This is a genomic window from Hymenobacter roseosalivarius DSM 11622 (assembly GCF_900176135.1).
GTDB lineage: Bacteria > Bacteroidota > Bacteroidia > Cytophagales > Hymenobacteraceae > Hymenobacter > Hymenobacter roseosalivarius.
This window is the reverse complement of sequence record NZ_FWWW01000055.1, coordinates 98,769-118,022: the sequence shown is the minus strand read 5'-3', so window position 1 is coordinate 118,022 and position 19,254 is coordinate 98,769. Positions and strand designations below refer to the sequence as shown.

Here is a 19,254-nt window from a genome sequence, read left to right as displayed (position 1 = left end):
GTAATGCATTTCGCCTCCACTTGCGAGGACAGAATTGGCTTTACTTTTTACTTATCAAGTTCCTTATCCTCCCCTACCGAGTCGCAGTGAAAATGGCCTGTAGCTTTGGCTACCGGGGTTTGGGTAGGCGCGCCGCCTTTCTTGGCAGCCAGCATTTTCTGCACGATGCGCAGGCGCTCCTTCTCCATTTCCTGACGCATCACCTTGTCCGACTCGATATCAAAGAATTGGCGGCCATCGACGAAGGTGCGCTCAGCGTGGGCGTAGATGCTGAGCGGGTGGGCGCTCCACAGCACCACATCGGCGTCTTTGCCTTCCTTAATGCTACCCATCTTATTGTCGACGTGGAGCATTTTGGCGGGGTTGATGGTGACCAGCTTTAGGGCTTCCTCTTCCGACAAGCCACCGTATTTCATTGTTTTGGCGGCTTCCTGGTTGAGGCGGCGGCTCATCTCAGCATCGTCGGAGTTGATGGCGACCGTGAGGCCGGCGTCGTGCATGATGGCGGCGTTGTAAGGAATGGCGTCACGGACTTCATTTTTGTAGCCCCACCAGTCGGCAAAGGTGCTGGCAGCGGCGCCGTGGGCCTTCATTTTGTCGGCCACTTTATAGCCTTCCAGAATGTGGGTGAAGGTATTCACCTTGAAGCCCAGACGGTCGGCTACGTTAATGAGCATATTGATTTCGCTCTGCACGTAGCTGTGGCAGGTAATGAAGCGCTTGTTATTCAGAATTTCCACCAGCGCATCCAGCTCCAGGTCACGGCGCGGAGCTTCGGCTTTTTTCTGCTTGCCTTTGCTGAGCTTATTGAAAGCCGCCCATTCCTTTTCGTACTCTTTGGCCCGCGTGAAGGCGTCTACAAATACCTGCTCCACGCCCATGCGCGACTGTGGGAAGCGCAGCACGTTGGCTTCGCCCGCGTTCGATTGCTTTACGTTTTCGCCCAAAGCGAATTTGATAAACCCATCAGCACCAGCTATTTTTAAATCCTCAGGTGCACCTCCCCAACGCAGCTTAATGAGTTGCGACTGACCACCGATGGGGTTGGCCGAGCCGTGCAGCAATTGGGCAGCCGTAACGCCGCCCGCCAGATCACGGTACAGATCCACGTCTTCGGGGTCGAGCACATCGCCGATACGTACTTCCGAGGTAACGGCCTGGGTGCCTTCGTTTACACCGCCGATAATAGCAATATGCGAGTGCTCATCGATAATGCCTGGCGTGAGGTGCTTGCCCGTGCCGTCAATCACGCGGGCATCCTTAGCCGATAGACTCTTGCCTACTTTCGAAATTTTGCCCCCCACCAGCAATACGTCGGTGCCTTCCAGCTTGCCGGCGGCTTCGCTGGTCCAAACGGTAGCATTCTTGATCAATACTGTTTCCTGCTGAGGCATGGCCGCGCGCCCGTAGGCCGCAAACGGATACAGCATAGACCCCAGTTGGATAGCTTCGGGCGCTTTGGCCGAGTCGCGCTTGGCAGCCTGGCTGGCTACTTCCTGGCGCTTGGCCGACCACTTCACGAGCGTCGCATCGGGCAACTGACCGTCGCCCTGAAACTGGCGGGTTTCGGGGGTAAAGTAGCCGCTCAGGCGCACGGCGGTGGTTTTGTCTTTAGGTGTGGGGTTATACACGATGGTAGCCAGCTCGCCCTGCACCGAAATTGCCCCCCGGACCGTGTCTTTGGGCGCGACGGCAATTTTCAGCTCCGGCGATTCGGGCTTGCCCGCCACCTGCATTTGCACGGCGGGGCGGTTGCCTACCTGCAACGTATACACGCCGCGATAGTCGGCGGGCAGGTTACTGAGCTGGTAGCGCTCACCCTGCACCCAGTTGTCGAGCATCACGTTATCCTCAGCAAACAACCGATTGGAGCAGACCAGGAAGTTGGCGGTCAGGCCCGGCTTCAGGCTGCCTACTTTGTCCTGGGCCTTGATTAGCTCAGCGGGCGTAGCGGTGAGGGCACGCAGGGCCTGCTCTTCCGTCAGCCCGTACTGAATAGCCTTTCGCAGGTTGGGCAGAAACTTCTTTTTGTCCTTCAAATCAGTGGCTGAAAGCGCAATGGGCACGCCCGCTTTGGCGAGCAGGGCCGCGTTGGCGGGGGCCATTTCCCAGTGCTTCAAATCTTCCAGCGGAATACGTGAGGCGTCGTACACGTCGTCCACGTTGTAGGCATCCGGGAAGTTAAGGTTCAAGATAAATGACGCGCCGGTAGCCTTAATGTCGGCGATGCGCTGGTATTCGTCGCCGCGGCCCTTTATGATGAATTGCGTCTTGAACTCGTCGCCCAGCTTGTCGGCCCGCAGGGCGTTCATCTTATCACTCACCTCAAAAAGCTGCGGCAGGCGGCGCTGCTCCTGAAAAGCCCGCAGCGATAGGTTCTGCTCTTTGGTGGGGTTGCGCTGGTTCCAGTCGGCGTCCAGATATGTTTGGCGCAGCAATGCAATGCTGCCCATCAACGAGGCAGGGTAATTCTGGGTGCTGGTGCCTTTGTTAAAGGAAAAACCAGCGGCGGCTCTATCGGTAAGAATAACTTCGTTTTCGCGGCGGCCGGTGGTGGCCAGCGTCACGAGGGCAGCGGTACCACGAGCAATACCGTCGGGCTGCTGGGTGAGCACCGCTCCGAAGCCCAGCTTACGGTAAGCATCGGCCTGTTCTTCGTTGAGCCGGAAGTCGCTGGCGGCGTCGGTTTCGGGGTGAACGGCCTGGTTCCAGTCGTAAGCGCCGCCTTTTTTGCTGTCAAATTGCGGCGGGGGCCGGCGCGCGGCGCGCTCTAGGGGCTTTATCTCCGGCAGACCATAGCTGGCAGCTAAATCAACGAAGCCCGGATAGATGTACTTGCCTTTCAGATCCTGCACCACGGCGCCAGCCGGAATCTTCACGTTGGTGCCCACCGCTTCCACCTTGCCATCCCGAATCAGGAGTGTGGCGTCGGTGAGCTTGGTTTTGTAGTCGGTAAAAATGGTGGCGTGGGTAAAGGCATAGAGGCCCGGTCGCTGGTCGTACACGCCGTTGCGCGGGAAGGTGCTAGTTTGAGCGTAGGTGCTGAGGCTACTCAGCAGCAGCCCACTCACCAGCCCCAATCGAGGAATAGAAGTATGCATTAAGGGTTTGGGTTGGTTAAAGAACGAAAGAAGTAAGCGAGCCAACCTTGCAGCCGGCATCAGATCAAATGTAGATAATAAGCCCCGTTGCTGAACTGTATTTCTGGCACTAAGGCGTAGAGACTAAGGCCGTAGCCGGGCGGCTTTTGCCTTTCTCCACTGCCTTCATGACCCGAAACAGATTACCACTCCAGATTTTGGCGAGGTCGCGGCGTGAGTAGCCCCGCCGCATCAGCTCCGCCGTCAACGATGGTAAGTCACCCACGTCACGCAGGCCGGTGAGTACACTGCCGCCATCAAAGTCGGAGCCGATGCCAACGTGGTTGATGCCAGCCATTTTCACAGCGTGGTCAATTTGGTTAGCCGCGTCCTGGAGCGTGGCCAGCGGCACCGGATAGCGTACTTGTAACTGCTTTAGCTCTGCCAGAGCTTCTTTCTGAGATTCGGCCGGCAGCCCGTACACGTTCAGGGAAGTTTTGATTTGCCACTTGGAGAAAAACGCCTGCTCGGCCGCCACTCGCTCGGGGCTTTTGGCTTCGTTTTTCACGTAAGGGCTGAAAAAATTAATCTGAATTACGCCACCGTTGCGGGCCAGCGCCCGCAGCATATCATCGGAAAGGTTGCGGGGCATATCGGCGAGGGCGCGGCAGCTGGAGTGTGAGGCAATGACCGGCACCCGTGAGAGCCGTAGCACGTCGTAAAAGGTTGAATCAGAGGTGTGCGAGACGTCTACCATCATTCCCAGGCGGTTCATCTCGGCTACCACCTGCTCACCAAAAGGACTCAACCCCTGATATTCGGGGCCTTTAGGGTCGGTAGCGGAGTCACATATTTCGTTGTTGGACGAGTGGCACAGCGTGAGGTAGCGCACGCCCTGGTCGTAGTAAGCCTGCACCTGGCTTAAGTCTCGGCCTACCGGGAAGCCGTTTTCCATCCCGATAAAAATGGCCCGCTTACCGGCCTTTCCTAAGGAAAGCGCTTCGGCGGGCGTGGTAGCCATAGCCAACTCGGTGGGGTGAGTTTTCACTGCCTTCTCAATGCCAGAAAACATCGCCTGCGCTTGCTGCCGGGCTATTGAAGTGCCTTCCACGCTGCGCGGACCCTGGCCTAAGTACACCACCCAAAAAGCAGCATCGAGGCCACCGCGCCGCATTTTGGGCAAGTCAACCTGGGCGGAATCGGGGTTGTGGTCTTGGGTGAGGTCGAAGCCAGATTTGAGCAGACTGTTGCTAGGAGTGTCTTCGTGACTATCCACTGTGTAGAGCCGCTCGTGAAGTTTGCGTGCTTTCGCTTGCTGCTTGGTGCCGGTTTGGGCGGAAGCTGAAGCGGAAATAATCGTAACTAAGAGGAGCAGCACGGCAACGTAACAATTGGGCATAGAGCATTGCCAGTGGTAAAGGACCGGCGGCCTAAAGTACTCAATCGAAGCTGGCAAGTAATGTCACTTTATACCGAATTTATCCTTGCCCGCTTCGCAACAATGCGCTGACTACCTGAGTACATACTTTAGAGCTAATTCAGCACTATGTATCAAGCACTAAGCCCCACATTCCCATGCGCAAAGGCACCACCGTTACTTGGAAATACGGCACTGGCACGGCCAGCGGCAAAATCGAGGAAGTTCATAAGGAATCCATTACCAAAAAGATCAAGGGCAGCGATATTACCCGCAACGGCACGGCCGATAACCCGGCTTTCGTGATAGTGCAGGAGAACGGCGACAAGGTCGTGAAGCTGCAAAGCGAGGTATCGGCGGCTGCAAAGAAGTAGTGCGAAAATCCGTTCCGCGTCGAGCAACGCGAGAGGCTGCGCGTGGGCGCGGCACCGGATTCTCGCCTTTGGCTCGACGCGAAACGGATTTTCGCGCTACAAAAAAGCCCCCCAGACTTGGTCTGGGGGGCTTTTTTGTAATCAGATACTGTTACTACAAGTTGTCCTTGTCCGGCTCAATGAATGCTTGTTCTTCCATTTCCTTGGGCACTACTACAATGCCTTGCTGGAGCTTGCTGTTGCGCTGGCCGTAGATGAAGTACACGATGAAACCAAGGATCATCCAGCCCAACGCCACTTTCAACGTAAACAGGTCGAGCGCCAGAATCATCCCGACGCACACCACAATGCCCATAATCGGCACGAAGGGAAACGACGGCGACGAGAGCGGCGCGCGGAACGGACGATGCTGCGCGGGGTCAGAGCGGCGCATGATCCAGACGCCCGCCGACACCAGCACGAAAGCCAGCAGCGTACCAAACGAGGTCAGATCACCGGCCAGGGAGCCGGGCACGAAGGCCGCGAAACCGCCCACGAATACCAGCAACGCCAAGTTCGACTTGTAAGGCGTGCGGAACTTGGGATGCAGCTCGGAGAAGGCTTTCGGCATCAGGCCATCATTCGCCATCGAGAAAAACACCCGGCTCTGGCCCATGAGCATAACCAGAATTACGGAAGAGAAACCGGCCAGAATAGCCACCGTCACGGCCGTAGCCAGCCACTCGTAGCCGGGCATGTGAGCCGAAATAGCGTACGTCACGGAAGCCTCGCCGCCCAGGGCCGGGTCGGCAAATTCGCGCCAGCTGGCAACGCCGGTTAGTACGTGACCGAAGAGAATATAAAGAATAGTGCACACGGCCAAAGAGCCCAGAATACCGATCGGCATATCACGCTTGGGATTCTTGGCTTCCTGCGCGGCGGTACTCACGGCATCGAAGCCGATGAAGGCAAAGAATACGATGGCCGCGCCCCCCATGATACCGCCCCAGCCATGCTTGTTCCAGGCCGTGTACTCGCGCACAACGGTGCCCGCCGCGTTCTTCACTGGCTCGGCGTTTTCAGGAATCAGGTAAGGCGTGTGGTTGGCTGGGTCAATAAACTGCCAGCCAACAGCAATGAAAATCAATACGATAGCCACTTTCACTACCACGATAACAGCATTGAACATAGCTGACTCCTGGGTGCCTTTGATGAGCAGCAGCGACAATGCCACGATAACCAACAAAGCCGGCAGGTTGATCAGCCCGTGCTCGGTTACGCCGTTCACTACGGAGCTTTCGAAGGGCGAGTGACTCAGATTGTAGGGCATACTGGTGCCAAAGACTTCCAGGAGCTTGTTCAGATATTCACTCCAGGCAATAGACACGGTAGCGGCCCCCAGGGCGTATTCCATAATTAAAGCCCAGCCAATGATCCAGGCCACTAACTCGCCCATGGTGGTATAGGCGTAGGTGTAAGCCGAGCCGGCAATCGGAATCATCGCCGCGAACTCGGCGTAGCACAACCCGGCAAAAGCGCAGCCAATAGCGGCCACGATGAAGGCCAGCGTCACGCCCGGCCCCGAGGCCTGGGCCGCCGCCGCCGCCGTGCGCACAAACAAGCCCGCACCGATGATGGCCCCGACGCCCAGGGCCATCAGGTTCAAGGCACCTAGGGTACGCTTCAGCGTGCCTTCGCCGGAGGTATTCGCTTCGCCCAGCAGCTGGGCCAGAGGTTTTTTGGCGAAAAGATTTGCCATAGGAAAAGAAAAGAGGAGAGGTAGAAGGTGAGAATGGAGTGAGAAGAGGCACTAGCAGGCCCAAAACACGGCTGCGTGGCCCGAATATAGGCGATATTCCGGTTCAGGTAACGCAAGAGAGCACAATCTGTCTTTGCTCTGCCCAATTAAACCTTGGCAAAGCATCAGCATCCAAGCAGCATAATTTCACCCACAGACTCTCCTTCTATGAAAAAGATGCTCATCCTGCTCACCGCCTTCACCCTGACTGCCGGCGCGGTTTCTGCTCAAACCCAGACTGCCAGGCCCGCCCAGGGCCGCGCTCAACGCGCTAAGATGTCGCCGGAGCAACGCGTCAAAAAAACACCGGAACAGCGGGCCGAAGCCAGCGCCGCTAACTTATCCAAATCGTTGGGCCTAAGTGCTGAGCAAACCGAAAAAGTGCGGCAGCTGAACCTGGCCCAAGCTAAAGAGATGGATGCCGTGCGAACCAAAAATGCCGAAAACCGCCAGACAGCCAAAGCCACCCGCAGCCGTCATAATGCCCAGCTCAAAGCTATCCTGACGGCCGACCAGTACGCTAAGTACGAGCAACAGCGCACCGAGCGCATGGCCAATCGCAAAGGCAAAATGAAAGACCGGGGCTAAGCCCAGCCATTAGCCATTAATAGTAAAAAGCCCCCCAGCCAATAGACTGGGGGGCTTTTTTGCATCGTAGTCAAATGCTGCGAGGGTTGAACAGGCAGAATATTAAGGTATAAGTTAATATGGTGGTCAAGCTGGGATGTAAGCTCATCTGAACAGGAGCTTATACTTAATTTAACTAAACATTCGTTTGAAAATCAATTGCTTAGTGTTTAAACTTAGGTTGGTTTTATGTAGTTTCTGTCAGAGAAGGTCGCGCCTTCTTATATTTGAAAATGAGCGCTGGCCTAACCGTCAGCCGCAGCTCCGCTACGGAATGCGTTGCCTCGCCACCACAACCTACCACCATGAGCCCCTTGCCCAGTAGTACCGGGTCGGTACAGATTCAACAGTTTTATGATAAGGGCCTTGCCCACGCTAGCTACATTATCCGCTCCGGCCGCCAAATAGCCATTATCGACCCAGCCCGCGACCCGCAGCCCTACTACGACTTCGCCGACGAGCACGACGCCTCCATCGAAGCCATTATCGAGACGCATCCGCACGCCGACTTTGTTTCTTCTCACCTCGAAATAGCCGGGGAAACCGACGCCACCATTTATTGCAGCAAGCTGGTAAAAGCGCTCTACCCGCACCAGCCCTTCGACGACGGCGACCGCATCACATTAGGCACCGTGGAGCTACACGCCCTGAACACCCCCGGTCACTCGCCCGACAGCATTTCGGTGCTGCTCATCGACGAGCTGGGCCAGACCCGCGCCGTATTCACCGGCGACACGCTTTTTGTGGGCGACGTGGGCCGCCCCGATTTGCGCGAGGATGAAGCCGTGGGCGGCCACCAGCGGGAGGAGTTGGCCGGCCAGCTCTACCAGAGCACCCGCCAGAAGCTGATGACGCTGCCCCCCACCACGCGGGTGTATCCGGCCCACGGCCCCGGCTCGCTCTGCGGCAAAACCACCAGCACCGACCTGGACAGCAGCATCGGCAAAGAGCTGAAAACGAACTATGCTCTACAGCCCATGTCGGAGGAAGAGTTTGTTAAATTTCTGCTCGAAGACCAGCCTTTCGTGCCCAAGTATTTCGGGCACGACGTGGTATTGAACCGCTTGGGCGCTCAGCCTTTTGAGGATAGCGTGCGGGCCGTACCGCGCGTGCATTCGGCTACCGAGCTAGCGCCGAGCACCCTGATTATTGATACGCGCCCGGCTGCTCAGTTTCGGGCGGGTCATTTGCCGGGAGCGATTAACCTGATGGACGGTGGCAAATTCGAAACCTGGCTGGGCTCCATTGTTGGGCCGAAAGAGAAATTCTACCTGCTGGCCGACACCCAGATTGCGCTGGATACGGTGATTCGCAAGGCGGCCAAAATCGGCTACGAAACCAATATTGAAGGCGCGCTGCTCACCCCCGCCCATCTCCCCGAAACCTCACCCGAGCTCGACCTGACCCGCGTACGCGAGCGGCCCGAAGAGTTCACCATCATCGACATCCGCAACCGCGCCGAAACCCAGCAGCCCGTCTTCCCCGAAGCCCTGAAAATCCCGCTGCCCGAGCTGCGCGAGCGCGCCCACGAAGTGCCTACCGATAAGCCCGTGCTGGTGCATTGCGCCGGCGGCTACCGCTCGGCGGCCGGCACCAGCATTTTGCAGGCCGCGCTGCCGGGAGTTGAGGTAGTTGATCTGGGGGAAGCCGTGACAGAATTTCAGTCGCAGGCGGTGCATTAGGCGGGTTCCCGCAGAGGTTCGTGGAGGCCATTCTCCGCGACCCTCTGCGGGAACCTCTTCTGAGAGCGTTACCTTTGAAGTCTATGCGCGTTCTACATACCGCCGACTGGCACTTGGGTCAACGCTTCAACGGCGGCCACGAGCGCACCGAAGAGCACCGGCATTTTTTAAACTGGCTGGTCGAAACCATTCAGGCGCAAAAAATAGAGGTGCTGGTAGTAGCCGGCGACATCTTCGATACCGGCTCGCCCTCCAACGCGGCCCTGGAGCTGTACTACTCTTTTCTGCTGCAAATGCAGGCCACCGGCTGCCGCGACATCGTGGTGGTGGGGGGCAATCATGACTCCCCGGCCACGCTCAACGCGCCGGCCCGCCTGCTGCGCCACCTGCGCGTGCACATAGTTGGCTGCGTACCCGACTGTTTTGAGGATCAGGTAATTGTATTAGACAGCGCCGATGGCAAGCCCGGTCTGGTGGTGTGCGCTATCCCCTTCCTGCGCGACCGCGACGTGCGCCTGTCGGTGCCCGGCGAGGCGGCCGAGGAGCGCGAAGCCCGCATCCGCCAGGGCATCGCCGACCACTACGCCCGCGCCGCCGAAGTAGAGATGGTGTGGCAGCTGAAAGCCGCCGGCGTGCCCGTACTGGCTACCGGCCACCTCTATGCCGCCGGCGCTATGGCCTCCGATTCGGAGCGTACCATTCACGTCGGCAATCTGGGCCAGGTCACGGCTGACCATTTCCCCACCGTGTTCGACTACGTGGCTTTGGGCCATTTGCACCGACCTCAGCGCGTAGGTGGGCGCGAGCATATCCGTTATTCCGGCTCGCCTATTCCCTTGTCTTTCTCCGAAATTGACCACCCGAAGGAAGTACTGCTACTGGAATTTGCCCCCCAGAGCCTCTGTATCGAAGCCCTGCCCGTGCCCGGTGCCCGGCGGCTGGTGCGTTTTCATGGCCCGCTGGATGAGGTGCTCGTTCGTCTGGCAGCCTATGACAACGCGGGCTACCAACTCCCCGCCTGGGCCGACGTGGAAGTGCGCTCGGAGCTTTCGCAGCTGGAAGTAGCCGAGCAGCTGCTGGCCGTCATCACCCAGCTCGACCGCACCCAGCTTGAAGTGCTGGCCCGCCGCCACTTCCGCCTGCTCACCCTACGCCCCCTCGGCGAGGAGCCCGAACCCCTCACCCGCAGCCTCCACGATTTTACTGAACGCGAAGTGTTTGAGAAGCGCTTGGAAGAAGAGCCCGAAGAATCACGCTCGGAGCTATTGGGCGCGTTTGATGAGTTGCTGGAACTGATGCGGGAGGGGTAAGCCTAGTGTTTAGGCTAGTTTTTACACTTGGTTTGTAGCGTTGTTTATGTTAGAAGTATTCTTCGAAATCATTTTTGATATTTTATTTAGTTACCCCGGTGCAGCTATTAGATGGCTATTTCACGGAGGAAAGATTCCTTACAAAACACTTATCAAAGAAGACGCAGAATATAATGCACTGGCGTTCTTCCTCCTATTAGCTATATGCTTCATTATCATAACATTATTCACATAAATATCATATTCTTACAAGTACCTACTTATCTTACATGAAAATACTCCGCGTCCGTTTTTCCAATCTTAACTCGCTGCGCGGACAGCATGAAATAGATTTCAGCCACTCGCCTCTTTCCGATGCGGGGCTGTTTGCTATTACTGGCCCCACAGGTGCGGGCAAAACCACCATTCTCGACGCCATTACGCTAGCTCTTTACGGGCAAGTGCCACGCCACGAGGGCAACGTGGAGCAGGTGATGAGTCACGGTACGGGCGAGAGTTGGGCGGAAGTGGAGTTTCAGGTGAACGGGCGGCGCTACCGCTCGAAGTGGGGACAGTACCGAGCCCGCAAGAAAGCCGAGGGCAAGCTCCAAGATTCGCGCATGGAGCTGAGCGAGGAGCCCTCCACCCCTACCGATGCGCCCGAAGACAATTGGCCCATTATTGAGAGCTACAAATCCAGGGTGCCGGCCCGCGTAGCGGAGCTGAGCGGCCTGGAGTACCGGCAGTTTCTGCGCTCGGTGCTGCTGGCCCAGGGCGAGTTTACGCGGTTTCTGAAGTCGAGCGCTGGGGAGCGGGCCCAGCTGCTGGAGAAGATTACAGACACGCGCAAATACTCGGACATTTCGGTTTTTGCTTTTCGGAAAGCTAAGGAAGAAGCCCAGCGGGTAGACGAGTTGCGGACTGGTCTGGCGGGCGTCACGCTGCTGTCGGGCGAGGAAGTAGCGGCGCTGGCGGCCGAAATGGCCGGTATTGAGCAGCAGGTGCAAACCAGCACGGCCACGCAGCAACACTTGCAGGAAGCGCAAGCCTGGCTCACTAAGCTTGCTGACCTTACCACCCGGCAGCAACGTGCCCAAGCCACCCTAGCTGACCTCGCCGCTGAGGTTGAGCTGATTGCCCCCCAGCGCCAGCGCCTTACCGCCCACGAGGAGGCTTTGCCCTTCCGGACGCCCTGGGAGCTGTTGCAAGTGGCGGATACCCGCTTGCTGCGCCTGCACCAGGAAGCCACGCAGGCGCGGGAGCAGCGCCCGCACCTGCGGCAGCAGCTAGACGCGGTGCAGGCTGCTCGGGCGGCGGACCAGCAGGCGCGGGAAGAAGCCATAGCAGCCCAAGAAGCGCAGAATCCCAGGTTAATTGAGGCCGAAAAGCTGGACGCCGTACTGCAAACCGAGGAAGCCCAGCTCGACAAAGAAAAGCTCGAATACGCGCAGCGCAACGAGCAGTGCAAGCGCCAGAAAGCCAACTACGAGCAGGCGACGGGCGAAGTAAGCCGCCTCGGCGAGCAGCTGAAAGAGCTGAGCGCCTGGCTTACCCAGCACGCCCGCCGGACGGAGCTGCCTGGTATTAAACCTCAGCTAACCGGTCATTTGCAAGATCTGACCGACGTGGACCGCGAGCTGCTGGAGCTGACTACTCAGCACAAAGCGCAGACCGGGACGCTGCAACAGGCGCAGCACCTCGGCACCCAGGCCGCCGCCCACCAGGCCGAGGCCGAAAAGCAGGCAACGGAATTAGCCCAAGCCCAGCAGCAAACCGAAGCCGAACGGGATACGTGGCTGACGCGTTTGCAGCAGCTGGCAGTTGGCTTGCAGAACCAGCACGCGGCGCAGGAAAAGCACCTGACCGATCTGCGCCTGCTCATCCAGACCCAGCAGTTGATTCTGAGCCATGAGGAATCCCGCCACTATCTGACGGCCGGCGAGTCGTGCCCGCTGTGTGGCGCCACGGAGCACCCGTTTGTCCTCGGTGCCCTGGCCATCAGCACCGACTCCTTACGGTGCGATAAGGAGCGGGAAGAAGCCCTGGGCCAACAGGTGCGCACTCTGAACGGGCGCGTGCAAAAGCTGCTGACCGCCGTGGGCCTGCTGGAGAATGCCGGGGGGCAAATTACCCAGGAAAATGCCCCCCAGCTCCCGCTTTCCACGGAAGAAGAAGAGAATGCCCCCCGGCAGGCCCGCGCCCTGGCCCAGCGGCTGCGCGAGTTGCAGGAGCAGCGCCACATGGCCACTGTACTTCGCACTCAGGCCTATGGCGAGCAGCAGCTGGCCACTCAGCAGCAGCGGCAGGCGGAGGCCCGGCTGACCGAGCTAACCGCCACGCTGACCGATGCCAAGGAGCGCCGCCCCAAGATTAAGGAGCTGATAACGAGCGTGTGCACCAATTTCGACCTCACGTTTACCGGCGACAACGGTCCCGTCCTGATGCAGGAGCTGGAGCAGCTTACCAAGGAGTTTGCACAACAAAAAGAAACGGAGGAAAAAGCGAACAACCAGCGTATCGCCGCTCAGGTCAGAAGTGAGGGGCTACAAAAAGAACTGACCGAAACCCAGGTCTGGCTTACCACCCGCAAAGCCGAGCTGACCCGCCACTACGAAGCCATTCGGCAACAGCGTCAGCAGCGCCAGGAGTTTTTTACCGGTGCCGATGTAGCGCAGGCGCGCCAGCAGCTAACTGCCACCGTGAGAGCGCGCACCGCGGCCTACGAGCGGAACCACCAGACCTTTTGTGAGCACGAAAGCCAGCTGGCCCGCACCGACGAGCGACTGCGCCAATTTGAGCAGGAAGCCGCCCGCGAGCAGCAGGAGCGTGACCACCGCCACGCCACGCTGGTGGCCGACCTGCAAGCAGCCAATTTGCCCCCCAGCCCCGAGGAGCTGCGCGCCCGCCTCCTCCCCGACGCCGACGCCCGCCGCCTCACCGAGCAGCTCCACCAGCACGAGCGCGCCCTGCTTACCACCCAAAGCGCCCTCACCGAAACCCAACAGCAGCTGGAGTTAGAGCAGGCCCGCGCCCTCACCCCGGAATCTGCCGAAACCATCCGGGAGCAGCTGCGCGCCGCCGAAAAAACCTTGGCCGACCTGCATCAGCAGCTGGGGCAGCGCCGGCAGCGCCTCCACGACCACCACCAGGGTCTGGAGCGCCACGCCGAGCTGGCCGCGACCCTGGAAAAGCAGCAGCGCGAAGCCCGGCGCTGGCGCCAATTAGCGGAGCTGATCGGCTCGGCCGACGGCAAGAAGTTCAGCGAGTTTGCCCAGGGCCTTACCCTTACGCGCCTTACCGAGTTGGCCAACCGCCACCTCACCCGCCTCACCGACCGCTACCGCATCACGCGCAACCCACTGGAATACCTCGATTTACTCGTCGTGGACCACTATCAGGCCGACAGCACCCGCTCCATGAACTCCCTGTCCGGGGGCGAAAGCTTCCTGGTGAGCCTGGCCCTGGCCCTGGGCCTGTCGGAGCTGGCTGGCCACAAAACCCAGATCGAAACGCTGTTTATCGACGAAGGCTTCGGCACGCTGGATGCCGATGCGCTGGAAGTGGCCCTCACCGCGCTGGAAATCCTGCAAGGCACGGGCAAGATGATCGGCATTATCTCCCACGTAGAAGCTCTAAAGGAGCGCGTGAGCACCCAGATAAACGTGCGTAAGGGCGTGGGGGGCATTAGTACCCTGCGGATTGTTGGATTTGGGGAGAGTGACTAAAGCTGTCTAATCTGTATTACCAGCTAGCTTCATCTCCGCCCAAGTCCAGTAGCGGCGGGGCGCAATGCCGGCGTAGCCCTTCTGAAAAAAAGCCACGACTTCCTTTTCCATCATCTCAGCACCGATAGAAGACGTTTCTATCGGCCGCTGGTCGGGATCGGCGTAGCGCTGCGCTTTGCTGAGGGTTGCGCTCCCCAGACGCAGCAGCGGCCCCGTATCGGTGATACCGTCAAAAACCCAGGCGCTGGGGGGCATTTCCAGACTGGTCAACCGCGCTGCCAGGCCATTCAGCGGCAGGCGCGGCAGCGTGGGGCGCGACTCCAGATCAATCCAGGTGGTGTACTTATATTCCAGCTCGTAGCGCCGACCATCGTAGCAGCTCAGCACGATATCGAAGCCACTGGTGGGGCCGAATAAAGCGTAATAAGGCAGCGGTCTGGGCGTATGAACTACCAGCAGACCGAGGTCGGGATAGCGCACGAGGTGCGTGGCAGGACTTTGCATTATTTCGATGGCGTGGCGCACCCGCGCGTATTCCGGTTCCCAGGCAGCACGACTCCGCTCCGGGTTTTCCAGTATTTCACCGAAGGCGGGTAGAAACCACGCGAATTTCTCGGCCGAAGCTTCGGCTTCGCTGCGTCGCAGAGCCGGCGCGCCGAAGGGTGGGTAAAACAGTTCCTTTTCCTTGGCATTAAGCCAGCAGACCAGCTTCAACGCATCGTCGGCCAGTGGGTTGGTCCAGTCCAGTTCTCGGAAATCACCGAGGAGAGCTACCAAGCGCAGCAGGGCCTCGTGGCGCCGGGCTGGTGCCGGATTGAGCAAGCTCCACACGCCCACAAAGCCGTCAATATCAAAATGATTGGCGCTGACTGCTTCCACCTCAAGACCGGACGTGTGCGGGGCGCGCAAAGCCCGTAGCACCGAGCCGGCGCTGGTGTCGTCGCGGAGAGCGACGGGCGTGGCGGCCCCGCGCCAATGGGCCAATACCAATGCTGCCCGCAGACCAGTACTGTCAACTAGAATCGTAGACTGATGCCTCGCCTCCGCGAAGGGAACAAAATGATGCGCCAAAAGCAGAACCTATTAAATGGATAAGGAAGAACTATGCGCAAGAACAAAGTTTGGCGCTTCCCACGAAAGTATGACGTGGACATTAGCGCCGCTTGCGACGGTTGGAGATATGCTCTATACGGCTACGCCGCACCCAGTGCAAATATTTTTGTAGCTCTTCAGCTCGTCGCAATTCTTCAACAGAAGCATATTTTTTGGCCAGCTCCCGATTAGTGAGTAATAGGTGAACAGTACTATGACAAGGTTGGCAGAGAGCCACGGTAGGGCCATGGCGGCCTCCTTCTTCGCGCGGAATAAGGTGGTGGCGCGATACGAAGCGCACCTGCCGCTCACAGAGTTCACACTGCGACTCCGGGTCGCCTGCAGGGTTTTCAGAAACATTGTTGAAGCGGCGGCGGGACATAAAATGCAATTATATAAGAAGTTGGCCCGATGATAGCAGAGAGATTCAGTAGCAGATAGGTTGAACAAATAAAATTTCTTCTTAAAGCTTCTACTACAATTAATTCTATATTTGGTTTCGGCAGCGTAGCTAGCATTACAACTGTATTAACTCCTTATATTGCTTTCAATGAGTTAGATGCAACAATATCGAATCACCTATCAATCGATTACAATTCAAAAATTCCTAAAAATAATTTTAAAAATAATTTTTGTCATTTTCAACACTTTTACCACTTTCCCTATGCAAACTCTTACTCTCCGCTTACCCCGGCGCTTTGCACTTTTACTGCGGGTCGCTGGTTTCTTTCTGGCGTTGGTTGTGCTGACGCCGACCAAGGCCCACGCGCAAACCTGGTTGGTTTCGACTGATGCGTACATCAAATTGGGTGTAATGGATAAATTTAGTCAGCTGGGCACCTACACGGCTACGTTCGTGGTAACGGACCAGACGTCGGGAAGAGAGTACTGGCTGACGCGGGAAGTGGAGAAGGGCAAAAATGGCGTAGACGTGTTGTTTCCATCGGAGCCTTCGGAGCCCGACTACTTCAAGACCGCGAAAGGAGAGGCCGCGCGCGCCACGCCAGGCAAATACGCCTGGGAATGCCGGGTGTCCGGCAAGCGGGTCGTTGGGGGGCGTTTTGAGCTCCCTGCGGTAGCCAATGACGTGACGGTAGTGGATAACCGCAAATAATTCGCTTTTTTTGCTTTCTCCTTTCCTCACTTAGTACTAGCCCGGCATTGCAGCGCCGGGCTTTTTTTGTGGGTAAGTGATACCAAAACATCCTTTTCTGGTCGCATCTGCGTAGTACTAAGTTGGAGCTGGGGGGCTTTTTGCCCGCTTGGCGGTTTCTTTTTTACTAGTTCCAGCATCGTTTCCAACTCAGATTATGCCTAAGAAGTCTTTCGCCGAACTCATCAGCAGCCCCGGAATGCCGGTGCTGGTCGATTTTTATGCCGACTGGTGCGGCCCCTGCAAAACGATGGCTCCTATTCTGGAGCAGGTAGCCAGCCAGCACCAGGGCAAGGTTAAGGTGATTAAAGTGGATGTGGATAAAAACCCGGCGGCGGCGCAACAGTTTCGCGTGCAGGGCATTCCCACACTTATTCTCTTCCACAAAGGCCAGCCCGTGTGGCGGCAGTCGGGGGTGGTGCCGGCTCAGCAGCTCAGCCAGGCTATCGGCTCCGTGATTCATTAAGTTGCGGATTTTGCCCCCAGCCACCTTTTTTTCTTCCCGGCTGTTATCTCGTCGTAAAGCGGGCTAGCTTGCTTTGCGGCTGTTCATTGCAGTTGAGTGAAGTCTATCTGTCAACGTACGCAGAGCCAGCTATTTGGCTTTTGCTGTTTCTGTCTACTTTTTGTTCTAAATGCCCCCGGCCCGCATAGTACATTTATGATTCTGTTCGTTGTCAAGCTATGCGTGTAGTAGTACCCTTTGTTCAGTCCTTATTTTTCTTACTGATTCTGTGCGCGTTGCCCCGATTGGCGCTGGCCCAGGCCACCGTTACGCTGAGCGGCTATGTGCGCGGGGCTACCGACCAGGGCGTGCTGCCGGGCGCTTCCGTGGCCGTGCCGGCGCTGAACACCGGCGCCACGGCCGACGAAAAGGGGTTTTACTCCCTGCCCCTGCCGGCGGGACGCTACGCGCTGGTCATTTCCTTTATCGGGTACGAGACGATAACCCGGGAGATAAACGTGAACCGCACCCAGCGTATCTCTTTCGTGCTGCCGGAGGCTGCCAATGAATTGGGCGAGGTGATAGTGGAAGGCTCAGGCACCCTGGAGCAGAAGCTGCAAACCACCCAAATGAGCGTGGAGCGCCTTACCACCCGCGAGGCCAAGCTGCTACCGGCCCTATTCGGGGAAGTTGATCTGCTAAAAACCCTACAGCTCAAGCCCGGCGTACAAAATGGGGGCGAGGGCACCAGCGGCCTGTTCGTGCGCGGCGGATCTTCCGACCAGAATCTGTACCTGCTCGATGAGGCGGTGGTGTATAATCCTTCGCACTTGTTTGGGCTGTTTTCGGTGTTCAACCCGGATGCCGTGCAAAGCGTGGATTTATACAAAGGCGGCTTCCCGGCCCAGTTTGGGGGGCGTTTGTCGTCGGTGGTTGATGTGAAGCTGCGCGAGGGCAACCCCAAGAAGCTGGGGGTAAGCGGGGGCCTCGGCCTTATTTCCTCGCGCCTGACGGTAGAAGGCCCCATTGTAAAGGATAAAGGCTCTTTTATCCTGTCGGGGCGGCGCACGTACTTCGATGTATTCACGCGTCAGATCAATAAGCTGAACGCCGACGACCCGGAATTTAACCCCATTCCCAACTATTATTTCGCCGATTACAACGCCAAGGCCAACTATAGGCTCGGGCCCAAAGATCAGATTTTTCTGACGGGCTACTACGGCCGCGACGTGTTTGGCTTTAACAGCGCCAACAGCTTCAACTTTGATTTTACCTGGGGCAATACCGTGGCCGCGCTACGCTGGAACCACGTATTTTCGCCCAAGCTGTTTATGAATACCACCGCCTCGTACACGAATTACGACTATGCGGTGACCAACAAGATCGACCAGTTCAGCTTCAACCTGTCTTCCAGAATCCATGATATAGCCTTGCGCACGGATGTGGAATATCAGCCCAACGAGCGCCATACGCTTAAATTCGGGGGGGCCACGAAGGCCTATCGTTTCGGGGTAGGCCGCTTGCAGGCCGGCAGCAAGGATGGCCGTTTGGGCTTCGGCTCCGACGTAAGCTACCGGGGTCAGGAAGGGGCGCTCTATGCCAGCGACAATTTCAAAGCCAGCGACAAGCTTCAGTTGGAATACGGCCTGCGGGCCACCTATTTCCAGAGCGACTCCAACCGCTATGTCGGTCTGGAGCCGCGGGCGGCGGTGCGCTACTCGCTCACGCCCAACATGTCATTGAAAGCCAGCTACGCGATGATGTATCAGTACGTACATCTGGTCACGAACTCAGGAGCCTCCCTGCCAACCGATATCTGGTATCCGTCGCGGCAATCGGTGAAGCCGCAGCGCTCCCAGCAGGTAGCCGCCGGCGTAAGCTTTCTGCTCGGTAGGGGGCAATTTCTGCTGACCAACGAGGTGTATTATAAATGGGCCCAGAATCAGATTGACTTCCGTGACGGTGCCCAGCTATTCGTGAACTCGGACTTGGATGCGGAGTTTCTGTTTGGGAAAGGCTGGAGCTACGGCAACGAGCTGTACTTGGAAAAGAAGACGGGCCGCACCACCGGCTGGATGGGCTACACGCTAGCCTGGAGCAAGCGCAAATTTGCCCCCCAACGCGGCACGACGGGCATTAACAACGGTGCCGATTTCTTCCCCACCTACGACCGCCGCCACAACCTGACCGTGGTGGTGCTGCACCGGCTCACCGAGCGCCTGAACCTGACGGGTTCCTTCGTATACAGCTCCGGCGCCCCTACGACGTTGCCGCAGGGGCGGTTTGTATTTCAGGAAGTATACGGGGCCGAGGCCGTGGCCGTGCCCATCTACCCCGACCGCAACTCCTACCGTCTGGCACCCTACCACCGCCTCGATCTGGGCCTGGTGTGGAACCTGAAGCCCAACCGCTTGTTCGATGAGTCGGACCTGACGTTTAGCATTTATAACACCTATAACCGTCGCAATCCCTACTTCATCTACTTCGACCAGATAAAGGACCCCAATTCTGATCAGGTAACTGGCTACCGCGCCCGTCAGGTATCGCTGTTCCCGATTATTCCTTCCGTGACCTACAACTTCAAATTCTGACC

The 19,254-nt window shown here is 57.8% G+C and carries 13 protein-coding genes; 8 read left to right on the top strand and 5 right to left on the bottom strand.

Going from position 1 to position 19,254, the window contains the following annotated elements; translation table 11 throughout:
- Positions 1-47: 47 nt before the first annotated feature.
- Both B9A24_RS07720 and B9A24_RS07715 read right to left on the bottom strand, forming a co-directional pair.
- The gene (locus B9A24_RS07720; protein WP_084444601.1) at positions 48-3,101 is read right to left on the bottom strand and encodes an amidohydrolase family protein; all 3,054 of its coding nucleotides are present in this window, start codon (positions 3,099-3,101) and stop codon (positions 48-50) included.
- 109 nt (positions 3,102-3,210) lie between these two features.
- Complete coding sequence (locus B9A24_RS07715) at positions 3,211-4,479, bottom strand: dipeptidase (protein WP_084444600.1); 1,269 nt, start codon at positions 4,477-4,479, stop codon at positions 3,211-3,213.
- 176 nt (positions 4,480-4,655) lie between these two features.
- Between B9A24_RS07715 and B9A24_RS07710 the strand changes: the two genes are divergently transcribed.
- Positions 4,656-4,871: a hypervirulence associated TUDOR domain-containing protein gene (locus B9A24_RS07710; RefSeq protein ID WP_084444599.1), complete on the top strand. Its 216-nt coding sequence runs from the start codon at positions 4,656-4,658 to the stop codon at positions 4,869-4,871.
- 154 nt (positions 4,872-5,025) lie between these two features.
- Here B9A24_RS07710 and B9A24_RS07705 read toward each other — a convergent pair whose 3' ends face one another.
- Positions 5,026-6,609 (bottom strand): amino acid permease, encoded by a 1,584-nt coding sequence (locus tag B9A24_RS07705; protein WP_084444598.1) that lies wholly within the window; start codon positions 6,607-6,609, stop codon positions 5,026-5,028.
- A gap of 207 nt (positions 6,610-6,816) precedes the next feature.
- On the opposite strand from B9A24_RS07705, the gene B9A24_RS07700 reads away from it, so the two are divergent.
- The 4 genes from B9A24_RS07700 (at position 6,817) to B9A24_RS07680 (ending at position 13,971) form a co-directional block, all read left to right on the top strand.
- Entirely contained in the window at positions 6,817-7,236 is a 420-nt protein-coding gene (locus tag B9A24_RS07700; RefSeq protein WP_084444597.1) for a hypothetical protein, read from the top strand.
- A gap of 344 nt (positions 7,237-7,580) precedes the next feature.
- Entirely contained in the window at positions 7,581-8,957 is a 1,377-nt protein-coding gene (locus B9A24_RS07695; RefSeq protein ID WP_084444596.1) for an MBL fold metallo-hydrolase, read from the top strand.
- Positions 8,958-9,040: 83 nt separating this feature from the next.
- Positions 9,041-10,267: an exonuclease SbcCD subunit D C-terminal domain-containing protein gene (gene sbcD / locus B9A24_RS07690; RefSeq protein WP_084444595.1), complete on the top strand. Its 1,227-nt coding sequence runs from the start codon at positions 9,041-9,043 to the stop codon at positions 10,265-10,267.
- 269 nt (positions 10,268-10,536) lie between these two features.
- The gene (locus B9A24_RS07680) at positions 10,537-13,971 is read left to right on the top strand and encodes an AAA family ATPase (RefSeq protein WP_084444593.1); all 3,435 of its coding nucleotides are present in this window, start codon (positions 10,537-10,539) and stop codon (positions 13,969-13,971) included.
- Between the two features lie 6 nt (positions 13,972-13,977).
- Here B9A24_RS07680 and B9A24_RS07675 read toward each other — a convergent pair whose 3' ends face one another.
- Together B9A24_RS07675 and B9A24_RS07670 are read right to left on the bottom strand one after the other, a co-directional pair.
- Positions 13,978-15,042 carry a DUF6687 family protein gene (locus B9A24_RS07675; protein ID WP_084444592.1) on the bottom strand — a complete coding sequence of 355 codons (1,065 nt, stop codon included), beginning with the start codon at positions 15,040-15,042 and terminating at the stop codon, positions 13,978-13,980.
- An 82-nt stretch (positions 15,043-15,124) separates the two neighbouring features.
- Positions 15,125-15,445 (bottom strand): HNH endonuclease, encoded by a 321-nt coding sequence (locus tag B9A24_RS07670; protein ID WP_084444591.1) that lies wholly within the window; start codon positions 15,443-15,445, stop codon positions 15,125-15,127.
- A gap of 282 nt (positions 15,446-15,727) precedes the next feature.
- Between B9A24_RS07670 and B9A24_RS07665 the strand changes: the two genes are divergently transcribed.
- The 3 genes from B9A24_RS07665 to B9A24_RS07655 all read left to right on the top strand — a co-directional run bounded on the left by B9A24_RS07665 (position 15,728) and on the right by B9A24_RS07655 (position 19,252).
- On the top strand, positions 15,728-16,177 hold the full coding sequence (locus B9A24_RS07665; protein ID WP_143434821.1) for a hypothetical protein: 450 nt from the start codon (positions 15,728-15,730) through the stop codon (positions 16,175-16,177).
- A gap of 196 nt (positions 16,178-16,373) precedes the next feature.
- Entirely contained in the window at positions 16,374-16,682 is a 309-nt protein-coding gene (gene trxA, locus B9A24_RS07660; RefSeq protein WP_084444589.1) for a thioredoxin, read from the top strand.
- Positions 16,683-16,900: 218 nt separating this feature from the next.
- A complete protein-coding gene (locus tag B9A24_RS07655) occupies positions 16,901-19,252 on the top strand; it encodes a TonB-dependent receptor (protein WP_084444588.1) in 2,352 nt (783 codons plus the stop codon).
- Positions 19,253-19,254 lie beyond the last annotated feature (2 nt).

Coding starts and splice junctions, on each gene's coding strand:
- B9A24_RS07720 (WP_084444601.1), bottom strand. CDS start 3,101: ATGCATACTTCTATTCCTCGATTGGGGCTGGTGAGTGGGCTGCTGCTG.
- B9A24_RS07715 (WP_084444600.1), bottom strand. CDS start 4,479: ATGCCCAATTGTTACGTTGCCGTGCTGCTCCTCTTAGTTACGATTATT.
- B9A24_RS07710 (WP_084444599.1), top strand. CDS start 4,656: ATGCGCAAAGGCACCACCGTTACTTGGAAATACGGCACTGGCACGGCC.
- B9A24_RS07705 (WP_084444598.1), bottom strand. CDS start 6,609: ATGGCAAATCTTTTCGCCAAAAAACCTCTGGCCCAGCTGCTGGGCGAA.
- B9A24_RS07700 (WP_084444597.1), top strand. CDS start 6,817: ATGAAAAAGATGCTCATCCTGCTCACCGCCTTCACCCTGACTGCCGGC.
- B9A24_RS07695 (WP_084444596.1), top strand. CDS start 7,581: ATGAGCCCCTTGCCCAGTAGTACCGGGTCGGTACAGATTCAACAGTTT.
- sbcD (WP_084444595.1), top strand. CDS start 9,041: ATGCGCGTTCTACATACCGCCGACTGGCACTTGGGTCAACGCTTCAAC.
- B9A24_RS07680 (WP_084444593.1), top strand. CDS start 10,537: ATGAAAATACTCCGCGTCCGTTTTTCCAATCTTAACTCGCTGCGCGGA.
- B9A24_RS07670 (WP_084444591.1), bottom strand. CDS start 15,445: ATGTCCCGCCGCCGCTTCAACAATGTTTCTGAAAACCCTGCAGGCGAC.
- B9A24_RS07665 (WP_143434821.1), top strand. CDS start 15,728: ATGCAAACTCTTACTCTCCGCTTACCCCGGCGCTTTGCACTTTTACTG.
- trxA (WP_084444589.1), top strand. CDS start 16,374: ATGCCTAAGAAGTCTTTCGCCGAACTCATCAGCAGCCCCGGAATGCCG.
- B9A24_RS07655 (WP_084444588.1), top strand. CDS start 16,901: ATGCGTGTAGTAGTACCCTTTGTTCAGTCCTTATTTTTCTTACTGATT.